The organism is Yoonia sp. MH D7 (assembly GCF_054439475.1).
Window position 1 is genome coordinate 1,676,063 of record NZ_JBTJCF010000001.1, and the last position, 19,808, is coordinate 1,695,870.

Annotated in this window: 17 protein-coding genes and 1 riboswitch; of the genes, 5 read left to right on the forward strand and 12 right to left on the reverse strand. The window is 56.8% G+C overall.

The genetic code is table 11. The annotated features are described in order from the left end of the window. Window positions 1-92 precede the first annotated feature (92 nt). From glyS to ACXLHR_RS08220, 3 genes are read right to left on the reverse strand one after another with little or no spacing between them, the layout of a single operon-like run. Entirely contained in the window at window positions 93-2,225 is a 2,133-nt protein-coding gene (gene glyS / locus ACXLHR_RS08210) for a glycine--tRNA ligase subunit beta (protein WP_458790980.1), read from the reverse strand. Then, window positions 2,225-2,749, reverse strand: coding sequence for a DUF6446 family protein (locus ACXLHR_RS08215; protein WP_458792505.1), 525 nt, complete (start codon window positions 2,747-2,749; stop codon window positions 2,225-2,227). Before ACXLHR_RS08215 ends, glyS begins: the two co-directional genes overlap by 1 nt. Further along, complete coding sequence (locus tag ACXLHR_RS08220) at window positions 2,749-3,669, reverse strand: glycine--tRNA ligase subunit alpha (RefSeq protein WP_458790981.1); 921 nt, start codon at window positions 3,667-3,669, stop codon at window positions 2,749-2,751. The genes ACXLHR_RS08215 and ACXLHR_RS08220 overlap by 1 nt, the downstream gene beginning before the upstream one ends. A gap of 177 nt (window positions 3,670-3,846) precedes the next feature. On the opposite strand from ACXLHR_RS08220, the gene ACXLHR_RS08225 reads away from it, so the two are divergent. Together ACXLHR_RS08225 and ACXLHR_RS08230 are read left to right on the forward strand one after the other, a co-directional pair. Beyond that, complete coding sequence (locus ACXLHR_RS08225) at window positions 3,847-5,649, forward strand: trypsin-like peptidase domain-containing protein (RefSeq protein ID WP_458790982.1); 1,803 nt, start codon at window positions 3,847-3,849, stop codon at window positions 5,647-5,649. Window positions 5,650-5,890: 241 nt separating this feature from the next. Next, on the forward strand, window positions 5,891-7,183 hold the full coding sequence (locus tag ACXLHR_RS08230) for an MgtC/SapB family protein (RefSeq protein ID WP_458790983.1): 1,293 nt from the start codon (window positions 5,891-5,893) through the stop codon (window positions 7,181-7,183). Between the two features lie 113 nt (window positions 7,184-7,296). Here the strand turns inward: ACXLHR_RS08230 and ACXLHR_RS08235 are convergent, their stop codons facing one another. From ACXLHR_RS08235 to ACXLHR_RS08250, 4 genes are all read right to left on the reverse strand, one after another. After that, entirely contained in the window at window positions 7,297-8,877 is a 1,581-nt protein-coding gene (locus ACXLHR_RS08235; protein ID WP_458790984.1) for a thiamine pyrophosphate-binding protein, read from the reverse strand. After that, complete coding sequence (locus tag ACXLHR_RS08240; protein WP_458790985.1) at window positions 8,878-10,326, reverse strand: TrkH family potassium uptake protein; 1,449 nt, start codon at window positions 10,324-10,326, stop codon at window positions 8,878-8,880. It abuts the gene before it with no gap. Between the two features lie 47 nt (window positions 10,327-10,373). Beyond that, window positions 10,374-11,477 (reverse strand): GTP cyclohydrolase FolE2, encoded by a 1,104-nt coding sequence (folE2, locus tag ACXLHR_RS08245; RefSeq protein ID WP_458792506.1) that lies wholly within the window; start codon window positions 11,475-11,477, stop codon window positions 10,374-10,376. A gap of 144 nt (window positions 11,478-11,621) precedes the next feature. After that, on the reverse strand, window positions 11,622-12,800 hold the full coding sequence (locus tag ACXLHR_RS08250) for a trans-sulfuration enzyme family protein (RefSeq protein WP_458790986.1): 1,179 nt from the start codon (window positions 12,798-12,800) through the stop codon (window positions 11,622-11,624). A gap of 56 nt (window positions 12,801-12,856) precedes the next feature. Continuing rightward, a riboswitch (SAM riboswitch) is annotated at window positions 12,857-12,934 on the reverse strand. A 104-nt stretch (window positions 12,935-13,038) separates the two neighbouring features. Between ACXLHR_RS08250 and ACXLHR_RS08255 the strand changes: the two genes are divergently transcribed. After that, a complete protein-coding gene (locus ACXLHR_RS08255) occupies window positions 13,039-13,365 on the forward strand; it encodes a PilZ domain-containing protein (protein WP_458790987.1) in 327 nt (108 codons plus the stop codon). Here ACXLHR_RS08255 and ACXLHR_RS08260 read toward each other — a convergent pair. The 4 genes from ACXLHR_RS08260 to ACXLHR_RS08275 all read right to left on the reverse strand — a co-directional run bounded on the left by ACXLHR_RS08260 (window position 13,362) and on the right by ACXLHR_RS08275 (window position 16,758). Continuing rightward, window positions 13,362-13,964 (reverse strand): inner membrane-spanning protein YciB, encoded by a 603-nt coding sequence (locus tag ACXLHR_RS08260; protein WP_458790988.1) that lies wholly within the window; start codon window positions 13,962-13,964, stop codon window positions 13,362-13,364. The genes ACXLHR_RS08255 and ACXLHR_RS08260 overlap by 4 nt on opposite strands. 11 nt (window positions 13,965-13,975) lie before the next feature. Continuing rightward, window positions 13,976-14,878 carry an EamA family transporter gene (locus ACXLHR_RS08265; protein WP_458790989.1) on the reverse strand — a complete coding sequence of 301 codons (903 nt, stop codon included), beginning with the start codon at window positions 14,876-14,878 and terminating at the stop codon, window positions 13,976-13,978. Between the two features lie 2 nt (window positions 14,879-14,880). Continuing rightward, a complete protein-coding gene (ftsY, locus tag ACXLHR_RS08270; RefSeq protein ID WP_458790990.1) occupies window positions 14,881-16,047 on the reverse strand; it encodes a signal recognition particle-docking protein FtsY in 1,167 nt (388 codons plus the stop codon). A 72-nt stretch (window positions 16,048-16,119) separates the two neighbouring features. Further along, window positions 16,120-16,758 (reverse strand): lysoplasmalogenase family protein, encoded by a 639-nt coding sequence (locus ACXLHR_RS08275; protein WP_458790991.1) that lies wholly within the window; start codon window positions 16,756-16,758, stop codon window positions 16,120-16,122. A 129-nt stretch (window positions 16,759-16,887) separates the two neighbouring features. Here ACXLHR_RS08275 and ACXLHR_RS08280 point away from each other — a divergent pair, with 129 nt between their 5' ends. Next, on the forward strand, window positions 16,888-17,892 hold the full coding sequence (locus tag ACXLHR_RS08280) for an alkane 1-monooxygenase (RefSeq protein WP_458790992.1): 1,005 nt from the start codon (window positions 16,888-16,890) through the stop codon (window positions 17,890-17,892). Between the two features lie 50 nt (window positions 17,893-17,942). Further along, complete coding sequence (locus ACXLHR_RS08285; RefSeq protein WP_458790993.1) at window positions 17,943-18,332, forward strand: hypothetical protein; 390 nt, start codon at window positions 17,943-17,945, stop codon at window positions 18,330-18,332. Here the strand turns inward: ACXLHR_RS08285 and xseA are convergent. After that, window positions 18,329-19,744, reverse strand: coding sequence for an exodeoxyribonuclease VII large subunit (gene xseA, locus ACXLHR_RS08290; protein ID WP_458790994.1), 1,416 nt, complete (start codon window positions 19,742-19,744; stop codon window positions 18,329-18,331). The two genes, ACXLHR_RS08285 and xseA, sit on opposite strands and share 4 nt — an antisense overlap. Between the last annotated feature and the right edge of the window lie 64 nt (window positions 19,745-19,808).

A 19,808-nucleotide genomic window follows, 5' to 3' on the forward strand; every position in this document is an offset into this window, starting at 1 on the left:
GACGGGTTCGCATTTAAATTCATTCTGCACTGCAGCACCACCTATTCTGTTGGTGCAGCATAATGTGCGAATGCCGTTCAGGTAAAGGGCGTCTAGCCTTCGATACGGGTCAAATCGGCCACCGAGAGGCAGATTTTCCGAATACGCGACAAAAGGTTAAGCCGGTTGCGGCGCACAACTTGCTGATCGGCGTTGACTTGCACGTCGGTGAAGAAGGCGTCGATGGGGCCGCGCAGGCCTGCCATTGCCGTCATGGCTGTGCTGAAATCTTCCGCTTTCATGGCGGGGGTGATTGTGGCCTCGGCTGCGTCGAGGGCGTTGAACAGGTTGGTTTCCGCGCCTGCCTCGGCGTGTTTGATGTCGGCCCCGTAGGAGTATTCGACGCCGTCTTTTTCTTCGGCTTGGGTCAGGATGTTGTTGGCGCGTTTAAACCCTTGGATCAGGTTAACGCCGTCGTCGGTTGCCAACACTGTTTTCAGTGCTCTGGCTTTCTGAGCTATCAGAAACAGATCAGTCTCTGGAAACGGCTGATCTAGAATGCTGTCAGACATGCCATCTTTTACGGCCTGTCTTGCCTCAGAAAGCCGATCGTTGTCAGAGTGAAGACAAGCTCCGATAATTTCATGGCTAATACCTTCCGACTTAAATACTTGCTCAAGCCTAGCAGAAATGAACTCCATCAAATCAAGTGGCCAATACGGATGAGCAGTCTTACTCTTGATCAAGCTGTATAGATCAAAGCGCAGCTCATTCTCCAACACCAACCTAATCACACCCAATGCTGCGCGGCGTAAGGCAAATGGATCTTTGGAGCCTGTGGGTTTTTCGTCGATGGCCCAGAAGCCTGTGAGGGTGTCGATTTTGTCGGCGAGTGCTACGGCGACGGAGACGGGTGCGGTTGGCACGTCGTCGGAGGGGCCGAGGGGGGAATAGTGGTCTTGGGCGGCGGCGGCGATGGCGTCGGAGAGGCCTGCCTCGATTGCGTAGTAGCGGCCCATCAGGCCTTGCAGGTCGGGGAATTCGTAGACCATTTCCGATGATAGGTCAGCTTTGGCGATGCGGGCGGCTTCTGCGACTTCATCCGCGTCTGCGCCGACGATGGGGGCGATTTCGCGTGCTAGTGCGATGATGCGCTCGATGCGTTCTTTTTGGCTGCCGAGTTTGTTGTGGAAGGTCACGTTGGACAGGCTGTCGAGCCAAGGTTGCATGCCTGCTTTGGCAATACGCAGGTCGTTTTCCCAGAAGAATTTGGCGTCAGAAAGCCGTGCGAAGAGGACCTTCTGGTTGCCTTTGAGGATGGTCGCGCCGTTGTCTGCAGTGGTGGTGTTGGCGACGGTCACGAAGCGTTCGATTTGGCCGGTTTTCGGGTTGCGCACGGAGAAGAATTTCTGGTGTTCTTTCATCGAGGTCTTCAGGACCTCGGCGGGGAGCGCGTAGAAGGTCGGGTCGATCTGGCCCAGCAGGACAACGGGCCATTCGACGAGGCCTGCGACCTCAGTCAGCAAGCCCTTGTCTTCGACGACTTCCAGGCCAAGTGCGAAGGCTTGATTGGTGGCGTCGTGCCAGATCATGTCGGCACGTTCGTCAGCACGCAGCATGACGAATGCGCGCTTTAACTTCGCCTCGTAATCATCGAAATTTGTTACGTTAAATGCGTCTGGTGCAAGAAAGCGGTGGCCGCGGGTTTGCTTGCCAGAGGAGATACCGTCCACGTCGAACGGCACCACTTCGGTGCCTGCTTCGTCCGTCAAGATGCACAGGATCGAGTGCAATGGGCGGACCCATTTGAGCGTGCCTGTGCCCCAGCGCATGGATTTCGGCCATGGGAAGTTTCGGATGGTTTGTTCCAAAACTTCGGCGATGATGTCGGCGGATTTGCGGCCCGGTTTTGTGGTGACGGCGAAGTAGATTTGGCCTTTTTTGTCGTCACGGATCTCGAGGTCGTCCATGGTCAGGCCAGCGCCGCGCAGGAAGCCATCGATAGCTTGCTGGGGTGCGCCGACTTTGGGGCCTTTGCGTTCTTCACGTGTGGGTTTGCTGTCCGTCAGGAGGTCTTCGACGGAGAGGGTCAAGCGGCGCGGTGTGGAGAAGGCGGCGGCGGATTTGTAGGTGAGGCCAGCCTCGACCAGCCCGTCAGTGACCAGTTTTTTCAGGTCTGCGGCGGCTTTGCCCTGCATACGCGCGGGGATTTCTTCGGAGAAGAGTTCAATCAGGAGATCAGACATCAGTTCAGGCCTTCGGGTGCTGGAGGGCATTCAGGGGGTGTGGGGTTGCCGTCAAAGACGACCTCGCCGCAGAAGTTGATTTGGTGCCACGCGAATGCGCGCCCGTCGCCGTAGACGGCGATGACGCGGTCGATGCCGTATTGCACGTTTTGGGTGCCAAGGAAGGCTATGGCTTGACCTTCTTCAAGGTCGGCACCGATTCGCTCGGCGTCAAAACAGTCGAACCATGTGGGGGCAACGCGCGGCTCGGCATCGTCGTAGATTTCATAAGTTTCGGTCAGAAGCGCCAGCGACAACCCTGTGTCAAAGCAGGCACGGAAGCGAAGTGGGCTGGATGAGCTATCGATGGCCTTGATGTTTTCGAACAATATACCTTCGGCTTCGCCGGTTGATATCGATGTAAGTTGCACATTTTCAACATTTGCTGAGACATCGTCGTAATAGGCGTAGACCTGAAGGTAGTAGAGTGCGGCCCCTGCTATCAATGCTATCACAAGTGTCCCCAATATCATTATGCGCGCGATCATGCAGCGTATCCGCCAGCTGTGGTTTGAACAAATGCGTCGGCGCAGGCTTTGGCCAAGGTCCGCACGCGGCCAATGTAGGCTTGCCGTTCGGTCACGGAGATTACGCCGCGCGCGTCGAGCAGGTTAAAGACGTGGCTGGCCTTGATGCATTGATCATAGGCGGGGTGCGCCATGATGATGCGTTTGCCGGTTTTTGGGTCAATGGCGGGCTGGTCGAGGATGCGGGCGCATTCGGCTTCGGCATCTTTGAAATGCTGCAGCAGCGTGTCCGTGTCGGCCACGTCGAAGTTCCAGCGGGCGTACTCCTGTTCGGTTTGCAGGAAGACATCGCCGTAGGTCATTGGAATCGTTGAGCTTGGGTCGTTGAACGGCATGTCCATGACGTGGTCACATGCGAGCACATACATCGCCAAGCGTTCCAAGCCGTAGGTCAATTCGCCCGGGACGGGTTTGCAGTCATGGCCGCCGACTTGTTGGAAGTAGGTGAATTGGCTGACTTCCATGCCGTCGCACCAGACTTCCCAGCCGAGGCCCCAAGCGCCCAATGTCGGGCTTTCCCAGTCGTCCTCTACAAAGCGGATATCGTGCAGAGAGGCGTCGATGCCGATGGCTTTGAGCGAGCCGAGATAGAGCTCTTGCAAGTTGGGGGGGCTAGGTTTGATGATGACCTGATACTGGTAATAGTGTTGCAGGCGGTTCGGGTTCTCGCCGTAGCGCCCGTCGGTGGGGCGGCGCGAGGGTTGCACATAGGCCGCGGCCCAAGGTTTATCGCCCAAAGCGCGCAGAGTTGTAGCAGGGTGAAACGTCCCTGCCCCCACTTCCATGTCGTAGGGTTGCAGGATTGCACAGCCGTTTGCGGCCCAGTAAGATTGGAGCCGCAGGATGATTTCCTGAAAACTGCGTGGCTTATCGGTCATCGTCACCCTCGTTTTTTGCTTATCACCTCTTACGGGGGTGCGGCCAAAGGGTCAATTAGGCCACTGGTGGTTAATTCTTAACGATTTCATGTTGATTGATACTGCATGATCCTCTTGTTCTGCTAGTTTCCGCCAAACTCTAAAAAGATTCTTTGTATTTTCCAAATTGAGGCTCCCATGATCCGGGTATTTTTCGCTGTTTTTCTACTGGCCCTGTCTTCCGTGACGGCCAGCGCGCAATCCACCGCATGGGTGCAAGTCGAGGCGCATCCCACTTTGGCTACGGCGCAGGCGCGTGCACGTGTTTACGCGGCGCAGTTAGAGAATGTCAGCGGGTTTTTCCTAGGGGGCCGTTGGTATGGCGTGGCTTTAGGTCCTTATTCACCCGACGATGCGGAAACACTGTTGCGCCAGTTGCGTCTAAGCGGTGCAATTCCCGACGACAGTTATATTGTGGACGGGTCGCGGTTTCGTCAGCAGTTTTATCCCATCGGGGTTGGCGCGCAGACTACGGCACAGCCTTTGCCCAGTGCGGTGACGGGTGCGCCGCTTGATGCGCTGGCTGGTGTCGTGACCCCGCCTGTCGAGACGTCGGAATTGCCTGTGCAGATCACCCCTGTAATTGAAGCGATAGTGGCTGACATAACGCCGGTCATGGATGAAACAGCCCAAGAAGCGCGGGCGAGTGAGGCGTTGTTGGACCGTGGTGCCCGTATGGAATTACAGACCGCGTTACAGTGGGCGGGTTTCTATGAGGCGGCGATTGATGGCGCCTATGGCCGTGGGACGCGTGCGTCGATGCGGGCATGGCAAGAGGCCAAGAGTTTTGAGCCAACCGGGATTTTGACGACTTTGCAGCGGGCCCGATTGTTGTCAGATTACAACGCGGTGCTTGAGGGAATGAACCTGCAGCTGGTGCGTGATGATGCGTCCGGTATCGAGATGTTGATCCCGACAGGTGTTGTGGCGTTCGGGTCGTATGAGCCGCCGTTTGTGCGCTTTGATCCCAAGGGTGATATCGACGCACAGGTATTGTTGATCTCGCAGGAAGGCGATCAGAACCGTTTGTTCGGATTATACGAGATTTTACAAACGCTGGCGATTGTGCCGCCTGAGGGTGAGCGGAGCCGCAGTAATACGTCGTTCACGTTGGAAGGGGTCGGCAATGGCATTCATTCTTATACCTTTGCCAAGCTGGATAATGGTGCAATCAAGGGCTTTAGTCTGGTTTGGCCGTCGGGTGATGACGAGCGGCGGCGCCGGATTTTAAGTGAGATGCTGGCAAGTTTTGTGACGATTGACGGTGTTTTGGACCCTGCGCTGGCGACCCCGAGCGAGGATCAGGCGATTGATCTGATCGGCGGGTTGCAGGTACGCAAGCCCAAGCTGTCGCGCACGGGATTTTATATTGATGATGCCGGGCAGGTTTTAACGACCCTACAAGCGGTGCAGTCTTGTGAAACCATCACTATTGATAGCGAGCATGATATGAGTGTTGTGCATCGTGACGAGACACTTGGGCTGGCGGTGCTGCGTCCTGTGGCGGCCTTGGCACCGATGAATGTAGCCATGTTCCAGACTGGTGTGCCGCGTTTACAGGCCGAGGTTGCGGTTGCGGGCTATCCTTATGGTGGTGTGTTGACGACGCCTTCTTTGACGTTTGGCCGCTTGGCAGATCTGCGCGGGTTGAATGGTGAAGAGAATGTGAAGCGTCTGTCGTTGACTGCAAAAGAGGGTGACGCGGGCGGGCCTGTGTATGACAATGGCGGTGCTGTGTTGGGGATGTTGCTGCCGCGTGTTGTGACAGCCGGGCAGGTTTTGCCGCCGGAGGTGAGTTTTGCGGTGGATTCAGAGCAGATTTTGGCCTCGCTAAAAGGCGCAGGGATCGCGGTGCAAACTACGGATACAATGGCGTATATGCCGCCCGAAAGCCTGACGATGCGTGCCGCAGAAAGCACCGTGCTGGTAAGCTGTTGGTAAGGTAGCCTGTAAGGGATACATCATTGAGATCTGGCGTATCTTTCCAAAATATACGGCTTCTCGGAGTGTTTGCGGCGGCCGGATGCGGTTTTACGCACCGGACATCCTGACAGGCAGACTGCCTGCGATGGCGGGATGTCCATCCTTTTGCAGTATTGTCACGCTTGCTGCAAAGCCGTAAATGCGGAAAGATTGGGCATGACAGTCGTGTCGCGCCAGAAACTCCTGCGAGAACAGCCTGATGGAAACTGACCCGGAAACATTTTTCACCCTGATTGAAGCGCTTGGAATCGGGCTGCTGATTGGAATCGAGCGTGAACGGAGCGTTCATTTGCAAAGCGAGGGGGCATCGGCGGGTGTGCGCACATTTGCGCTGGCCTCGTTGATTGGTGCGATCAGCATGATGACGGGCGGTGTGCCGTTGGTCATGGTATCGGTTATTGTTGTTGCCGCCGCCCGTATCGTCTCGGTGACCCAACAGTCCGACTCTAGCGTCGGCTTCACGACCAGTCTGGCGCTTGTGTCGGTTGTCCTGCTTGGCGCTATGGCCACTGAAACCGCATTTTTTGCGGCGGCTATTGCAGTGGTTATCGCGTCTTTGCTTGCTGCGCGCAATATGCTGCACGCGTTCAGCCGGTCGGTTCTCACCACGGTCGAGCTACGCGACGGGCTGATTCTGGGTGTGGCGGTTTTGGTGATACTGCCGCTGTTGCCCGACACTGATGTCGGCCCGGGAGGCGCATTAAATCCGCGCACATTGTTCATTATCGTTGTGGTTATTATGATGATTAGTGCTGCGGGACATGTTGCAACACGGGTCATCGGCGCACGTCTCGGTTTGCCGGTCAGCGGGTTCCTGTCCGGTTTTGTGTCCAGCACGTCAACGATTCTAGCGTTGGGAAATCATGCTAATCAAAAGCCGGACGATGCAAATAGTGCTGCTGCGGGGGCGACACTGTCTTCGGTGTCTTCGCTGATACAGATAGGCATCATCCTATTAGCGCTTAGCCCTGCGATGTTTACCATGGGGTTTCCGATCCTGTTTTCGGCGGGCCTTGTGGCCGCACTACACGGCGCTGCGATTTTCTTTCTGGCGATGCGCCGCGACGTAGCTCCATCAGCACTGGAATTGCCGTCGCAGGTTTTTTCGGTCAAAGGATCCGTGGGATTTGCGTTGATTGTTGCGGTTGTCATGGTGGTGTCTGCAACGCTTAACGATTTTTTCGGGAACACTGCTGTTCTGGCCTCGGTCGCACTCGCGGGATTGGTCAGCACAAATTCTGCAACGGTTGCTTTGGCGTCACTCGTGGCTGCGGGGCAAATTTCGGCGGCAGACGGTGCGCTGCCGTTAGCTGCCGCATTAAGCGCAAACGCCATTGTTCGTATTCTGATCGCATTTCGCCAAAACAATAAACCCTTCCGGCGCACCGTTGCATTTGGCCTGTTTTTGCAACTTGGGGCGATCTGGCTGTCGTTGTGGCTCGCCGATTTATTACGGGACTGGTTTGCCGAATGGTCAGCGCTGGTCTCATGATAATCCAGCGACAACCTATCTGATTTTTGACCGCTTTAGAGCGTGGGAGCGCATAAGTTCCCCATGGCCGGATATACGTCCGGCCATGGGGTCAAGAGGATCTCGCCTTGAGTTTAGCAGATGTCGGCGGTGACATGGATCAGGGTTGGCCCTTTGGTGGTGAGCGCCTTGTGGATCGCGGTGTGCAGCTCGGCGAGGGATTTCGGGGCTAAGGCGGCAGCGCCGTAAGCGTCAGCAAGTTTCACGAAATCGGGGTTCTTTTGCACCACGGCATTGGGGGCGATTTGGGCGCGGATCATGCCGTCCTCGATTTCACCGAGCTTGCCGTTGTCCCAGATGATGATCGGCAGGGTAAGTTCCAATTCGACCGCGACCATCAATTCCTGCAGGGAGTATTGGAACCCGTAGTCGCCTGCGATGGCGATGACAGGCGCGTCGCCCATGCCGATTTTACCGCCGATGGCTGCGGGCAGCGCGTAGCCCAAGGTTCCGAATCCGTAGGGGTGGTGCCAATGCGCGGGCCGGTCCATGGGCCATGCTTCTTTAGCGGCATAGGCAAATTGCGTCATGTCGGAAAAGATCATCGTGTCGGCGGGCAATGCCGCGCGTAACGTGTCGGCAACGGCGAGAATGCCCGGACGTTCGGCCTCGACCTCGCTCCGCCATTTTTTGCGGGCACTTGCCACTTCTTCAGGGGTCCAGTCGGTGTCGAGTTTGCCTTCCAGTATTTCAGAGAGTTGATCGAGCACGGCAAAGCTGTCCGCGAGGATCGTATGGTCGGCGTTGTGCCGGTCGCATAACACAGACGGGTCGATGTCGATGCGGACCATGTCACTTTGATGTCCGAGCTGATCGCGCCACAGATCCACCTCGGAGAGTTCCGAGCCGAAGACCACGACCAGATCCGCGGTGGCGATGATGTCGGCGCTAGAGGCCCGTGCAAGGCAGGCCCCAAAATGGAGCGGATCGCCGTCCGAGACTAATCCGCGCCCTGCGTAGGTGGTCAGGCTGGCCGCCCCCCATTCACCCATCACGTCGCCGGCAAAGTCGATATGTGCGGCCCCGCCGCCAAAGATGAACAACGGGCGGCGTGCCTCGCGGATCATTTCAGCGAGGTCGACGATCTGGCTGGCGAGCGGGTCAGGCAAAGCCACGGCAGGTGGGGCGGGTGGCAGCGGCGAACTGCTGATGCTTTCCAGCAGGGCAATCGGCAGGGTAATCGATTTGGGCCGTTTGCGTTTGCTTTCGAATTCATAAAGCGCGCGGTCGATCAGGTGAAAGGCGGCTGCATCAGTGGTTGCGGTTTCCGACCAGTCGCAGACGGTGGCGGCGGCCCCTTGCTGGTCTTTCATCTGGTGCAATTGCCCGCGTTTTGCCGCGGTCTCGTCCAAGCATGACGAGAGCACCAGCATCGGCACAGAATCGCTATAGGCCTGCCCCATGGGTGTCATGATGTTACACAGTCCCGGTCCAGTGATAACGTAACAGACCCCTGCCCGTCCGGTGGCGCGTGCGTAACCGTCGGCCATAAAGCCCGCACCTTGTTCGTGCCGTGCGAGGACGTGCTGCAGCCCTGCCTCTTCGATGCCGCGATACATTTCCTGGTTATGCACGCCGGGAATACCGAAGATCACCTCGATGCCGCGTTCTTTGAGCATGTGGGAAATTTGAGCGCCTAGGGGACGTGATGACATTTATGATCTCCAGAATTGACGGGTGAAAATGACCAGAACGGCCATCATCTCTAAGCGGCCAATAAACATGGCTGCGGCTAAAATCCATTTTGCAGGGTCGTTCAGTCCTGCAAAGTTGCCTGCCGGTCCGATTTCCGAACCAAGCCCCGGCCCGATATTGGCGATTGCTGTGGCCGCGCCTGACACTGACGTGATGAAGTCCAGACCGGTCATGCTGAGCAGGGTTGCGGTGACGCCGAGGGTCAGAAGGAAAGCCACAAAGAAGGCCATCACCGAACTTAGCACGTCATCAGAGATCGGACGTCCCTGATAGCGCGGTGTAAAGATGCCATGCGGCGAGTGGATCTTGCGGATCTGGCTTTTAATCGACGCCAGTAGCAGTTGGTAGCGGAACACTTTGACCGAGCAGGCGGTGGATCCAGCGCAGCCGCCGATCAGCCCGAGGAAGAAAAACATCACCACGGGAAAGGTTCCCCATGTCATATAGTCGGCGCTGGAATAGCCTGTGCCGGAAATGATCGAGGTCACGTTGAACAGGGATTCGCGCAGGCCCACTTCGGTCACGGCACCTTCGCGCCCCCAGAGCCATGCCGCGATCAGCAGGACGCAGGTGCCGACGATCGCAAAGAACGCGTGGATTTGGGTGTCTGCGAGCAGTGGTTTGGCGGTGCCTGCGAGCAGTTGCACGTAGCGCACAAACGGCAGTGCTGCGAGGATCATAAAGATCGCCGCAGTGTAGTGCACAGCCGCTCCGTAGTCTGCAAACGAGGCGTCACTATTGGCCATACCGCCGGTAGAAACCGTGGTCATCGCGTGCACCATCGCATCAAAGAAGGACATCTCCAGTGCTGCGTAAATCATCGCACAAGTCACGGTCAGGCCAAGATAAATCACGAAAATATGACCTGCGATTGCCCCGGCGCGCGGCAGAATTTTTCCGCTGGTCTCGAAACCTTCAGTGCGGAATATCTGCATGCCGCCGACCCGCAGTTCGGGCAGGAAGACCATCGCGACCACAATGATCCCGATACCGCCAAGCCATTGCAATGTGCCGCGCCAAAGCAGCATTCCTGCGGGTAGCGCCTCTAGTCCGGTAAAGACAGTCGCACCGGTGGTTGTAAGTCCTGACATCGCCTCGAAGTAGGCGTCTGTCAGCCCAGCGTTGGTCGCCCCGATGACAAAGGGGATCGCGCCGAACAGCGGCAAGGTCAACCAGACGAGCGAGGTCAGAAGAAAGGTCTGTCGCAGCGAGAGCCCTGCGCTGACGCCGTTGGCACAGGCCCCTGCAATCAGCCCGCCGGTGAGGATGGTGATAATCGCGCTTTGCATAAAGACCGGCCAGTGACCGTTCCCTTGGTGCAGGTCAGCCGCCAAGGGTGCCAGCATGGTGATCCCAAGCGACGCGATAAGCAATCCAATGACGTAGCCCACAGGCCGGAAATCAAGCATTTCGTACCGTTGTCCTGCCTAAGCGGCCATGTCAAGAAGCCGACAGGTTATCCTGTATGGAAAAGCGTCTGGAACAGACGCGGGTCGATTGAGGCGGCGTCAAACGTGGGGCCTTCAGTCATGACAGAGACCGCGTCGTGGCTGTGCAGGCTTTCTTGGTGGCTGGCCAGCACGCGAAAATCGCCGATGCGCGGATCGACCAGCAACCGTTCTGAAAAGAGCCGTGCGGCGTCTTCGACAAAGATCGGATTGGCGGCGTTGAGTTCGGCAAAGGCCTGCTCGTCTTCGCGTTTTACCATGACTTGGGTTTCGGTTGGCACAGCAGTGCGTGCATGGTCGATAACGTCTTCGAACCACAACACAGGTTGGTTATCTTCAACCACCAGCGATATGCGCGCCACGGACCGTTGGCTATGAGGTGTTGCCAGTTGCCCCCGAAATTGCCGTGCATGTTCCGACAGTTCCAGCGAGCACGGGCATGTGCTGGAATACACGTAGTCGAGATGCACGATTTTACGTCGCACCCCTGCGGTTTCGACCAATTCCAGCGCGATATCGTAATATTGATATCCCGAAAGCCCCGACCGCAGGCTTTGCACCTTTATCGGGAAAGAGAACCGCATCTGGATGCGGGCGTCAAAGCTGTCGAGGTCAGTTTTATAAGCGTCCAATGCCTGCTCTATCACGGCAAAGCTGAAGGTTTCCTCGGAATGTTTGTAGAATGTGCGCATGATGCGCGACATGTTGATGCCTTTTTTACCAGCCTCTAGGCTAACGGTGCCGGTCACGGATGTTTCAAGCTGGACGTCCGCGCCATCGCGGGTGTGAAACCGGATCGGCAGGCGAAAGTTGGAGATGCCAACGTGCTGGATCTGCTGCTTGACGCCCTTTATCAGGCTGGAGGGTCCGTTTTGCAGGTCTGGCATTGAGGCTTTGTAGGCGTCGTCAACCTCGAACGCATCAGGGTAGGCCCGTGCGAGGGCGGGATAATTACTCACCTCCTGTCCGGGGATCAAGCGGCTGACAAGCGGGTCTAGGGTTGAGACCTCTTCGGGGGTCACGTCGGCTGCCCAACGGCGCAGCAGGGCCAAGGCCGCTTCTGCCTCTGCGCGATTAGGTTCACGGTCGATGTTAGGTGAATGGATATTCATATCTTGTTCCCCACGCGGTGCGTCGCCCTGTTTTACATGGGGCATTGCATCGCGTTTACCAATGTTTTCGTAATAGATACGTGACAAAGTGGCCCGTAGATCAGTCATGGCTGCGTCTCCTTGGGGGGGATGGTGGCTGTTTGCCTAGATCTTATCAAGCGCGCCAAGCAAATCAGCAATCAAATCTGCGGGATCTTCAAGGCCGACGGACAGCCGGATCAGGCCCATAGAGATGCCAAGCGTGTCTTTTTGGTCTTGTGGCAGGCGCTGGTGGGTGGTGGTTGCCGGATGGGTCACGATGGATTTGGCATCGGCGAAATTGTTTGAAATCGTGAAGATTTCCAGTGCATTGATGAATTTGAAACAAGCCTCGCGCCCGCCTGCGACCTCGAATGCCAGCACGGTGCCAGCGCTTTCTGATTGGGATGTCGCGAGAGCGTGCTGCGGATGTGAGGGGTGGGTCGGGTAGCGCACGGCGGTCAGTTTCGGATGGCCGTTGAGCGCTTCGGCCACTTGCAAGGCGGCAGCGGATTGCGCGCGGACACGCAGGTCCATTGTTTCCAGCGATTTCAGATGGGTCCAAGCGGTGAACGGGTTCATCGCACCACCTGTGTGTTTCATGTAGGTCTCGATTGGGCCACGGATCAGTTCTTTGGAGCCAGCGATTGCGCCGCCCAAGAGACGCCCCTGCCCGTCCACATGTTTGGTGGTCGAGACCAGCGCCAGATCAGCGCCACAGGCTTGCGCGTAAGAATAGACAGGCGTGGCCATTGCGTCGTCGACCAGAACCAGCGCGCCGACCGCATGGGCCGCTTTGACGACGTGGCGCATGTCGACCACCTCTAGGGTCGGGTTCGAGATACTCTCGAAAAACACCAGCGTTGTGTCGGGTCGGATGGCTGCGTCCCACGCGGCGTTGTCCATGCCGTCGACCAGCGTGATTTCAACGCCAAAGCGGCCCAGCACCTCTTCGAGGACGTAAAGGCATGAGCCGAACAAAGCGCGGCTTGAGACGATGTGGTCGCCTGATTTAGTCAGAGCAGTCAGCGCACCGGCAACGGCGGCCATGCCAGACGTGCAGGCAAAGCAGTCTTCATAGCCCAAAAGCGCGGCGATGCGGTCTTCGAACATGCGCACGGTCGGGTTGCCATAGCGCGCGTAGATGAACTCGTCGGCGCCCGCTTGGATGAATCTCTGTTCGGCGTCTTCTGCGGATTTGTAAACGAATCCTTGGGTCGCAAAAATCGCTTCGGACACTTCGCCGTATTGGCTGCGGCGTGTGCCTGCGTGGACTGCTTTGGTGCGTTTGCTCCAGTTGCTCATGTTCTTCTCCTGCGCCCCGCAAGGCAATAAAAAACCCCGACACCGAGGTATCGAGGCAAATATGCACTCACCCCTCTTTAGCGGAATATTTAACGTGGCCCGCAATCCGGTAACAAATCGCCACGTGAGGTGAATACGCCTGCAAGGTGATCAGGTCAAGAAAGCTAAAAATGGAATTTTAGGGGTTTGTTAAATGTGATGCGGTTATCTGGAACCGATTGAACAAAGGAGCCAAATAATGAAGTTTCGACCGCACCGTTACCGGACTGAATTTCCCGTTGCTTTGGCAACGCCTGCGGGCAATGTAAAAGCGGTGGTCAATGATGTGAATGAGACAGGTGTGCTGATGACGATCGGTGACGCGCTACAACGTGGCGACCCGGTGCGGATGCGGTTTTTGAACAGCCATGCGGACGGGATTGTGCAATGGGCGATGCGGGGTCGATGCGGCATCACGTTCCGGCCACATCTGACGGTGGCGCAGGTTGATATGTTGCGCCAGCGCGCTGGTAGTCATGGCGCAAGCGTGCGCCACAACTCTAGCGGGTATTCAGAGATGCGTTAGGGTTGTTCAGGATCTATCAGGTACTTTTGCAGCCCGACGATTTGCAGCCATAAGAATAAGAATAATGCTGCGGGGAACGCAAATGTTTCAAGTTTGACCCAAAGTTCGGTCGACTGTGTGCGCCAGATCAATTCGTTGGCAACAGCAAGGGCGGCGAACATTGCGGTTAATCTACGTGTAAGAATCATCCAGCCTGCGTCTTGCATCGGTAAGAAGTCTTCCATGATGTAGCGCAAATAGCTTTTTCCGCGCAAAAGACCGATGCCCAGAATAACGGTAAAGCAGCCGTAGACGATACTGGTTTTCATTTTGAAAAACCGCTCGTCGTTGAACCATGCGGTCAGGCCGCCAAAGAAGATAACCATAAAGGCCGTGAAAACCTGCATCCGGCTTAGCTTGCCTGTCAGATGCCACAGGGCGGCCATCGAGATTAACAATATTGGCACAAACACCAGTGTCGCGACGATAAAGCCACTATAGTCAGTGCCTGCGACCGTGAATGTATCATCCTTGATCCGTAAATAGATCAGGAAAAACAGCAGCGTCGGGCCAAGTTCCAACACCTGTTTCAGGATTGGATTAATCTCTTTTTCGTTCATGTCAGTCTCCCTTATCCGCCCATTTCAACGATCACGGCGCCAAGTGCAACCAATGCCATCAAAAACAGGCGGCGCGGGCCCACTTTTTCGCCTAAGATGAACCAGCCGATGAGCGCCGCAAAGACGGTGGAGGTTTCGCGCAGCACCGCGGCTTCGCCGACGTTGTCCAGACGTGTCGCAATCATGATGCCGCCGAAACTAATCCATCCGATCCAAGCACCTGCAAAACCACGCCACATCAATGGGCCGAGTGCGGGTTTTGTATTCATGCGGCGATAGCGAAGCACCGCCAGAATGGGAAAGTCGAGTGCTGTGATAAAGAAAAACCACGCGAGGAATGTGAAAGGATTGACGCTAGAGCGCATGCCTTGTGCATCCCAAATCGTGTAGATCGCGACCATGATACCGCCGGCGACAGCCCATGCCAGACCGTTTTTCAAGGCCGGCAGATCGATGGCTTCTTCGGACAAGTTACGCAGAGCCAACAGGAGAATGCCGCCCGAGAGAAATGCGACGCCGAGCCATTGCACCGCGGTGAAATGCTCGTTGAAAAAGACCGTTGCGGCCAGCACTGTCACAATCGGCCCAGTGCCGCGCACAACGGGGTAAACCACTGTATAAGCTGCTTTTTCATAGGCGGCGGCCATGGTATATTTATAGATAAAATGGATCACAAATGCCCCCGCGAGCATGCCGACGGTGATAGCCGAGGGCCAAGGCACGAGGAACAGTGCGACAGGTGCAGAGATCACGGCCAGCCAGCCGTCAATCGCGCCGCGCGTCAGCCAGGGGTCATGCCGCCCTTTTTGCAGCGCGCCGAAAACCGCATGGGCAACGGCGGAAAGCAGCGCCAGCATGGTAGCAAGCCGCGCACCCTCGGGGGTGCCTGCAAGCGCAACCAGCCATTCGCCCATTGTCAGGTCTCGAGACCGACAAGCGCTTTTGCGAAGTCCTCGGGGTCAAACGGGGCCAGATCGTCGATTTGTTCGCCCACGCCAATCGCGTGGATTGGCAGGCCGAATTTATCGGCGAGTGCGACCAGAACACCACCCTTGGCCGTGCCGTCGAGTTTGGTCATGACAAGACCGGACACATCGGCAAGCTCTTGGAACACCTTGACTTGTTGCAGCGCGTTTTGCCCCGTGGTTGCGTCGAGAACCAGCAGCGTATTGTGCGGCGCGTCGGGGTCTTTTTTGCGGATGACCCGCACGATTTTGGACAACTCTTCCATCAGGTCGGCGCGGTTATGCAGCCGCCCTGCGGTGTCGATCATCAGCAAATCGGCCCCGTCGCGGTGTGCTTTTTCCATCGCGTCAAATGCGAGACTGGCGGGATCAGACCCTTCAGGCGCGGTGAGAACCGGCACGCCAGCGCGCTCGCCCCAGACTTGCAACTGCTCGACGGCGGCGGCGCGGAAGGTGTCGCCTGCTGCAATCACAACGGATTTGCCAGCGGCTTTGAACTGGCTGGCAAGTTTACCGATGGTTGTGGTTTTGCCAGAGCCATTCACGCCCACGACCAAAACGACTTGCGGCTTTTTGGCGTAAAGCGGCATCGGGCGGGCGACGGGTTCCATGATCCGCGCCACTTCCTGTGCCATCAATTCCTTGAGTTCGCGCGCGGAAATTTTCTTGCCCATGCGCCCTTCTGCCATGTTTGCAGTCACACGCAGCGCGGTTTCCACACCCATATCGGTCGAGATCAGCAGTTCTTCCAACTGCTCCAGCATGGTGTCGTCAAGCGCGCGGCGCACCACTGTGTCCTCAGCTTTGCGACCAATCAGGCGGCCAAGGATACCCGCCTTTTCCGCAGGTGCCGCGTTTTCCTGTTCGTCCAGCGGTGATGGGCCAAGCGTGGTGATCGGCGCAATAATCGCCTCACGCACCGGTTCGGTTTCGGGCTCTGGCTCTGGCTCTGGCTCTGGCTCTGGCTCTGGAATAACGGGCGCGAGCACCTCCGCATCGTCGTCAACAGCGGCATCAGCCGGGTCCGCATCTCCTGCACTGACAATCGCATCCAGACCTTCGTCAATCTTGGCGGACGACCGTGTCATCCGGTCCTTGAGCTTTTTGAAAAACGACATGTGCAACGCCTTTGGTATTTTGCTTCTATCCCACCTAATCCCCATTGCACGCGGAGGGAAGGGTTTGGCCAGTTAAAGCGTTAGAAACCCGTAGAGAAACAAGAATTGCGCGGTCCAATATGTGCTCCAGACCGCATAAGGCGCGAATCTTTGCCATTTTGCGTCTTTGGCCAGCACGAATAATGAGCCGGACAGAAGTGCATCCGAGAGCATAAAAAGCAGTGCAGCAACAATCAAAACCGGACGTTGTGTGCCAAATGCGGCTATCCCCATGACCACAATAATCGCGATGTAGATCATCACGGGCCAGCGTAATGCGCCGGTTTTGGGGTAAAGGATTCGTGCCATTAGCCCGCCAAAGACGATCAATGTCGCATGTACCAGCCATAAATCGCCGCCTTGCCAGATCAGGAAAGTCAGTCCGGCATAGGCCAGATGGGCCAGCGCAAAGCTGATCAGGCCTAGCAGGAATGCGCGCGAGGTGCCGCGTGCGAGCATAAAATCCCCCAGCGCGCCCAATGCTAAGGCGAGGGTCAACGTCAGCGGGCCGCCAAAGACAACCGAGGCCAGCGCCAGTAGGCTGGTCGAGAGCGTTTTCAAAGTTATTTTGGCAAAGCTTGGCGGTGTATTGCAATAAAAGAGCCCGAACATCACGGCGCATAGCAACGCTGTCGCGCAGAGGGTCAGGCCTGACAAAGTTATTAGGTCCATGCAGCCGCCTCCCTGAGCGGATACTAGCGCGCGAATGGTTCAAATTGGAAACAAATCATTGCTGATTGCCCGCATGACGTTGCGCCAATTGGCTGTTATAATGGTAAGATGTTCAAGATTTTGACCCCCATGCGCCTATTTTGCGCGGTGACGTTGACGCCTGTTGCCCTGCTAGGATTGGCGGCGATTTATGGCGGGTGGTGGGTCCTTGCAGCGTTGGTTTTTTTGAGTGTGTTCACCGCTGCGCTGGATGAAATCGTGCATAACATCACGCCGCCCACGCCCGAGGCCGAATTTCCTGTGGCTGCGCGCTTGTCAGTGGTGTTGGGCGTGATGCATTTTGCGGTACTGGTTTTGGTGGTGAATGCGCTTGCCAATCAGCCGCTTGGAATACTTGCGAAGCTGGGATTGTTTGTTGCGGCGGGGCTTTTCATGGGGCAGGTCAGCAATTCGAATGCCCATGAATTGATTCATCGCGGCGGGCAGTTCATGCGTGGCTTGGGCAAATGGATTTATATTTCGGTGTTAAACGGGCATCACACCTCGGCGCATGTGCTGATCCATCACAGGCTTGTGGCGACCCGTCAGGATCCGTCGACCTCGCGCAGGGGCGAGAGTTATTATCGCTTTGTCTGGCGGGCGTGGCGCGGGTCGTTTCGTAAAGGGTTGGCAGCGGAAAGTGAACGGCAGACCCGTATTGGTGCACCACGGTATCGCCATCCTTATGTTACCTATATCCTCGGTGCTCTTGGGTTTATTACATTTTTTGCGCTGATTGGCGGTCTCAAGGGCGCGGTGATTTACATTGCGCTGGCCGGCTTCGCGACCTCGCAATTGTTGTTGTCGGATTATGTACAGCATTACGGGCTGATGCGCAGGGTTGTGGACGGCAAGCCCGAGCCTGTCGGAGTGCGGCATAGTTGGAACAGTCCGCATTGGTTTTCGTCTGCTGCCATGTTGAATGCGCCGCGTCATTCCGACCACCATGCCCATCCGCAGCGTTCCTATGATACCTTGATTATTCCTGACGGCAGCCCGATGTTGCCGCGATCTTTGCCGGTGATGGCGACGCTTGCGTTGTTTCCACGGCAATGGCGGCGGGTGATGGATCCGTTGGCGGCAAAATGGGCGTGATGACTGCAAAGTGACTGGTCAAAGCGAGGGGAGTTTGCAACGATTAGCCCATGCGGTTTTTAGTATTCATCTTGCTTGCCAGCCCGGCCCTTGCCGAAGATGCCATGTCGGCGGTGGAGTTTGATGCTTATACCCAAGGCAAAACTCTGACCTTTGGGGTCGCGGCAGAGACGGCTTACGGGATTGAGCAATATCAGCCTAATCGGCGTGTGGTTTGGTCGTTTTTGGATGGCGAGTGCAGCAATGGTGTTTGGTATGAAAGCAAAGGAAGTATCTGTTTTCGCTATGATTTTGACCCAGAACCGAAGTGCTGGAAATTTTATGACGAACCGAACGGATTGCGCGCGGTGTTTATGAACCGCCCTGATATGTCGATGCTTTACGAGGCGTTGGACAGTGGTGAACCGTTGATTTGTCCGGGGCCGGATTTGAGCAGTTAAGGGAGTTTGACGCGCCCGTCTGCAAATTGAATTTCAATGGCTTTTGCACCTTTAAGCCCTGAGGTATTTGTCACCACGACATCATCGGCTCGAACGACGGCGTATCCCCGCTTCAAAGTTTCTTCATACCCCAAAGTTTCGCTGAGGCGTATCAGGGATGACAGACGCGCCTGTCGGGCGTCTTGTTGGCTGCGCGCGCGGTCCGACAACCGCCGCATAACGGTGTCCAGTTTTTCGGATTTGCGGGCCATATCGCGGGTGATCGCATCCACACTTAACCGCGCCGAAAGCATCAACAAACGCTGTCTGTCGGCAGCTAGCCTGCTGCGCAAAACGGCAGGTCGAAGCGCGCCTGCGTTCTCAGAAAGGTGTAGGCGCTTTTGCGAGATGCCGGTTTGTAGGGCGATAGGCAGGCGGTCACCCCAGATATCTAGGCGCTGGCGGGGGCCGTCCAATAGGCTGTCTTTATTAGGTAAAGCGCGCGAGAGGTCGCGTAGACGTTGGCCGCGTTGGGTGAGTGAGTTGGTGAGCGAGCGGCTAAGGCGCGCGCCTTGTTGATCGACCCATGCCAATAATTCCAGACGCACAGGCACGGCCAATTCGGCGGCCGCCGTGGGGGTCGGGGCGCGCATGTCGGAGACGAAATCGATCAGGGTGGTGTCGGTTTCGTGGCCTACGGCAGAGATCAGCGGGATGGTCGATGCGGCTGCGGCGCGGGCGACAATTTCTTCGTTGAAGCCCCAGAGGTCTTCCATCGAACCACCGCCGCGCGCCACGATGATCAGGTCAGGACGCGGTAGCGCGCCGCCCGGTGTCATGGCGTTAAAGCCACGGATCGCGTTGGCGACTTCTGGGGCGCACATTTTGCCTTGCACAGCGACAGGCCAAACCAGCACCTTGCGCGGAAAACGGTCGCGCAAACGGTGCAGAATGTCGCGGATCACTGCCCCGGTGGGCGAGGTTACGACGCCGATGATTTCGGGCAGGTAGGGTATTGGCTGTTTGCGCGCAGGGTCAAAGAGCCCTTCTGCGGCGAGGGCCTTTTTACGTTTCTCTAACATCGCCATCAACGCGCCTGCGCCTGCGACTTCGATGGAATCGACATTGATGTTGTATTTCGACTGCGCGCCAAATGTAGAAAGTTTGCCGGTGATGATGACCTCTAGACCCTCTTCGGGAAGCACGCTGAGGCCTTCGACCTGGCCCTTCCACGTGGTGCAGGCGATCACGTTTTTGTCGTCTTTGATGTCGTAATAGATGTGTCCCGAACGCGCGACCATGACGCGCCCTACTTCGCCGCGCACGCGCACGCGCCCGAATGTGCCTTCAAGGGTTTTTTTCACCGATCCGGTGAGTTCGGAAACCGTGAACTCGGGGGTGTTGGTGGCTTGTGGTTCGTCAAAAAGGTCCATGGTCCGCCCTTGTGGTCAGGTTGATGCGACCTTAGAACGCTTGCAACCAAAGGCCAAGCGGGAG

Bases quoted from the DNA above. Each gene is read 5' to 3' on its own strand.
- ACXLHR_RS08250 (WP_458790986.1), bottom strand. From the start codon at position 12,800: ATGAGCAACTGGAGCAAACGCACCAAAGCAGTCCACGCAGGCACACGC.
- folE2 (WP_458792506.1), bottom strand. From the start codon at position 11,477: ATGAATATCCATTCACCTAACATCGACCGTGAACCTAATCGCGCAGAG.
- ftsY (WP_458790990.1), bottom strand. From the start codon at position 16,047: ATGTCGTTTTTCAAAAAGCTCAAGGACCGGATGACACGGTCGTCCGCC.
- ACXLHR_RS08265 (WP_458790989.1), bottom strand. From the start codon at position 14,878: ATGGGCGAATGGCTGGTTGCGCTTGCAGGCACCCCCGAGGGTGCGCGG.
- ACXLHR_RS08280 (WP_458790992.1), top strand. From the start codon at position 16,888: ATGCGCCTATTTTGCGCGGTGACGTTGACGCCTGTTGCCCTGCTAGGA.
- ACXLHR_RS08235 (WP_458790984.1), bottom strand. From the start codon at position 8,877: ATGTCATCACGTCCCCTAGGCGCTCAAATTTCCCACATGCTCAAAGAA.
- ACXLHR_RS08285 (WP_458790993.1), top strand. From the start codon at position 17,943: ATGCGGTTTTTAGTATTCATCTTGCTTGCCAGCCCGGCCCTTGCCGAA.
- ACXLHR_RS08240 (WP_458790985.1), bottom strand. From the start codon at position 10,326: ATGCTTGATTTCCGGCCTGTGGGCTACGTCATTGGATTGCTTATCGCG.
- xseA (WP_458790994.1), bottom strand. From the start codon at position 19,744: ATGGACCTTTTTGACGAACCACAAGCCACCAACACCCCCGAGTTCACG.
- ACXLHR_RS08225 (WP_458790982.1), top strand. From the start codon at position 3,847: ATGATCCGGGTATTTTTCGCTGTTTTTCTACTGGCCCTGTCTTCCGTG.
- ACXLHR_RS08220 (WP_458790981.1), bottom strand. From the start codon at position 3,669: ATGACCGATAAGCCACGCAGTTTTCAGGAAATCATCCTGCGGCTCCAA.
- ACXLHR_RS08230 (WP_458790983.1), top strand. From the start codon at position 5,891: ATGGAAACTGACCCGGAAACATTTTTCACCCTGATTGAAGCGCTTGGA.
- glyS (WP_458790980.1), bottom strand. From the start codon at position 2,225: ATGTCTGATCTCCTGATTGAACTCTTCTCCGAAGAAATCCCCGCGCGT.
- ACXLHR_RS08275 (WP_458790991.1), bottom strand. From the start codon at position 16,758: ATGGACCTAATAACTTTGTCAGGCCTGACCCTCTGCGCGACAGCGTTG.
- ACXLHR_RS08255 (WP_458790987.1), top strand. From the start codon at position 13,039: ATGAAGTTTCGACCGCACCGTTACCGGACTGAATTTCCCGTTGCTTTG.
- ACXLHR_RS08260 (WP_458790988.1), bottom strand. From the start codon at position 13,964: ATGAACGAAAAAGAGATTAATCCAATCCTGAAACAGGTGTTGGAACTT.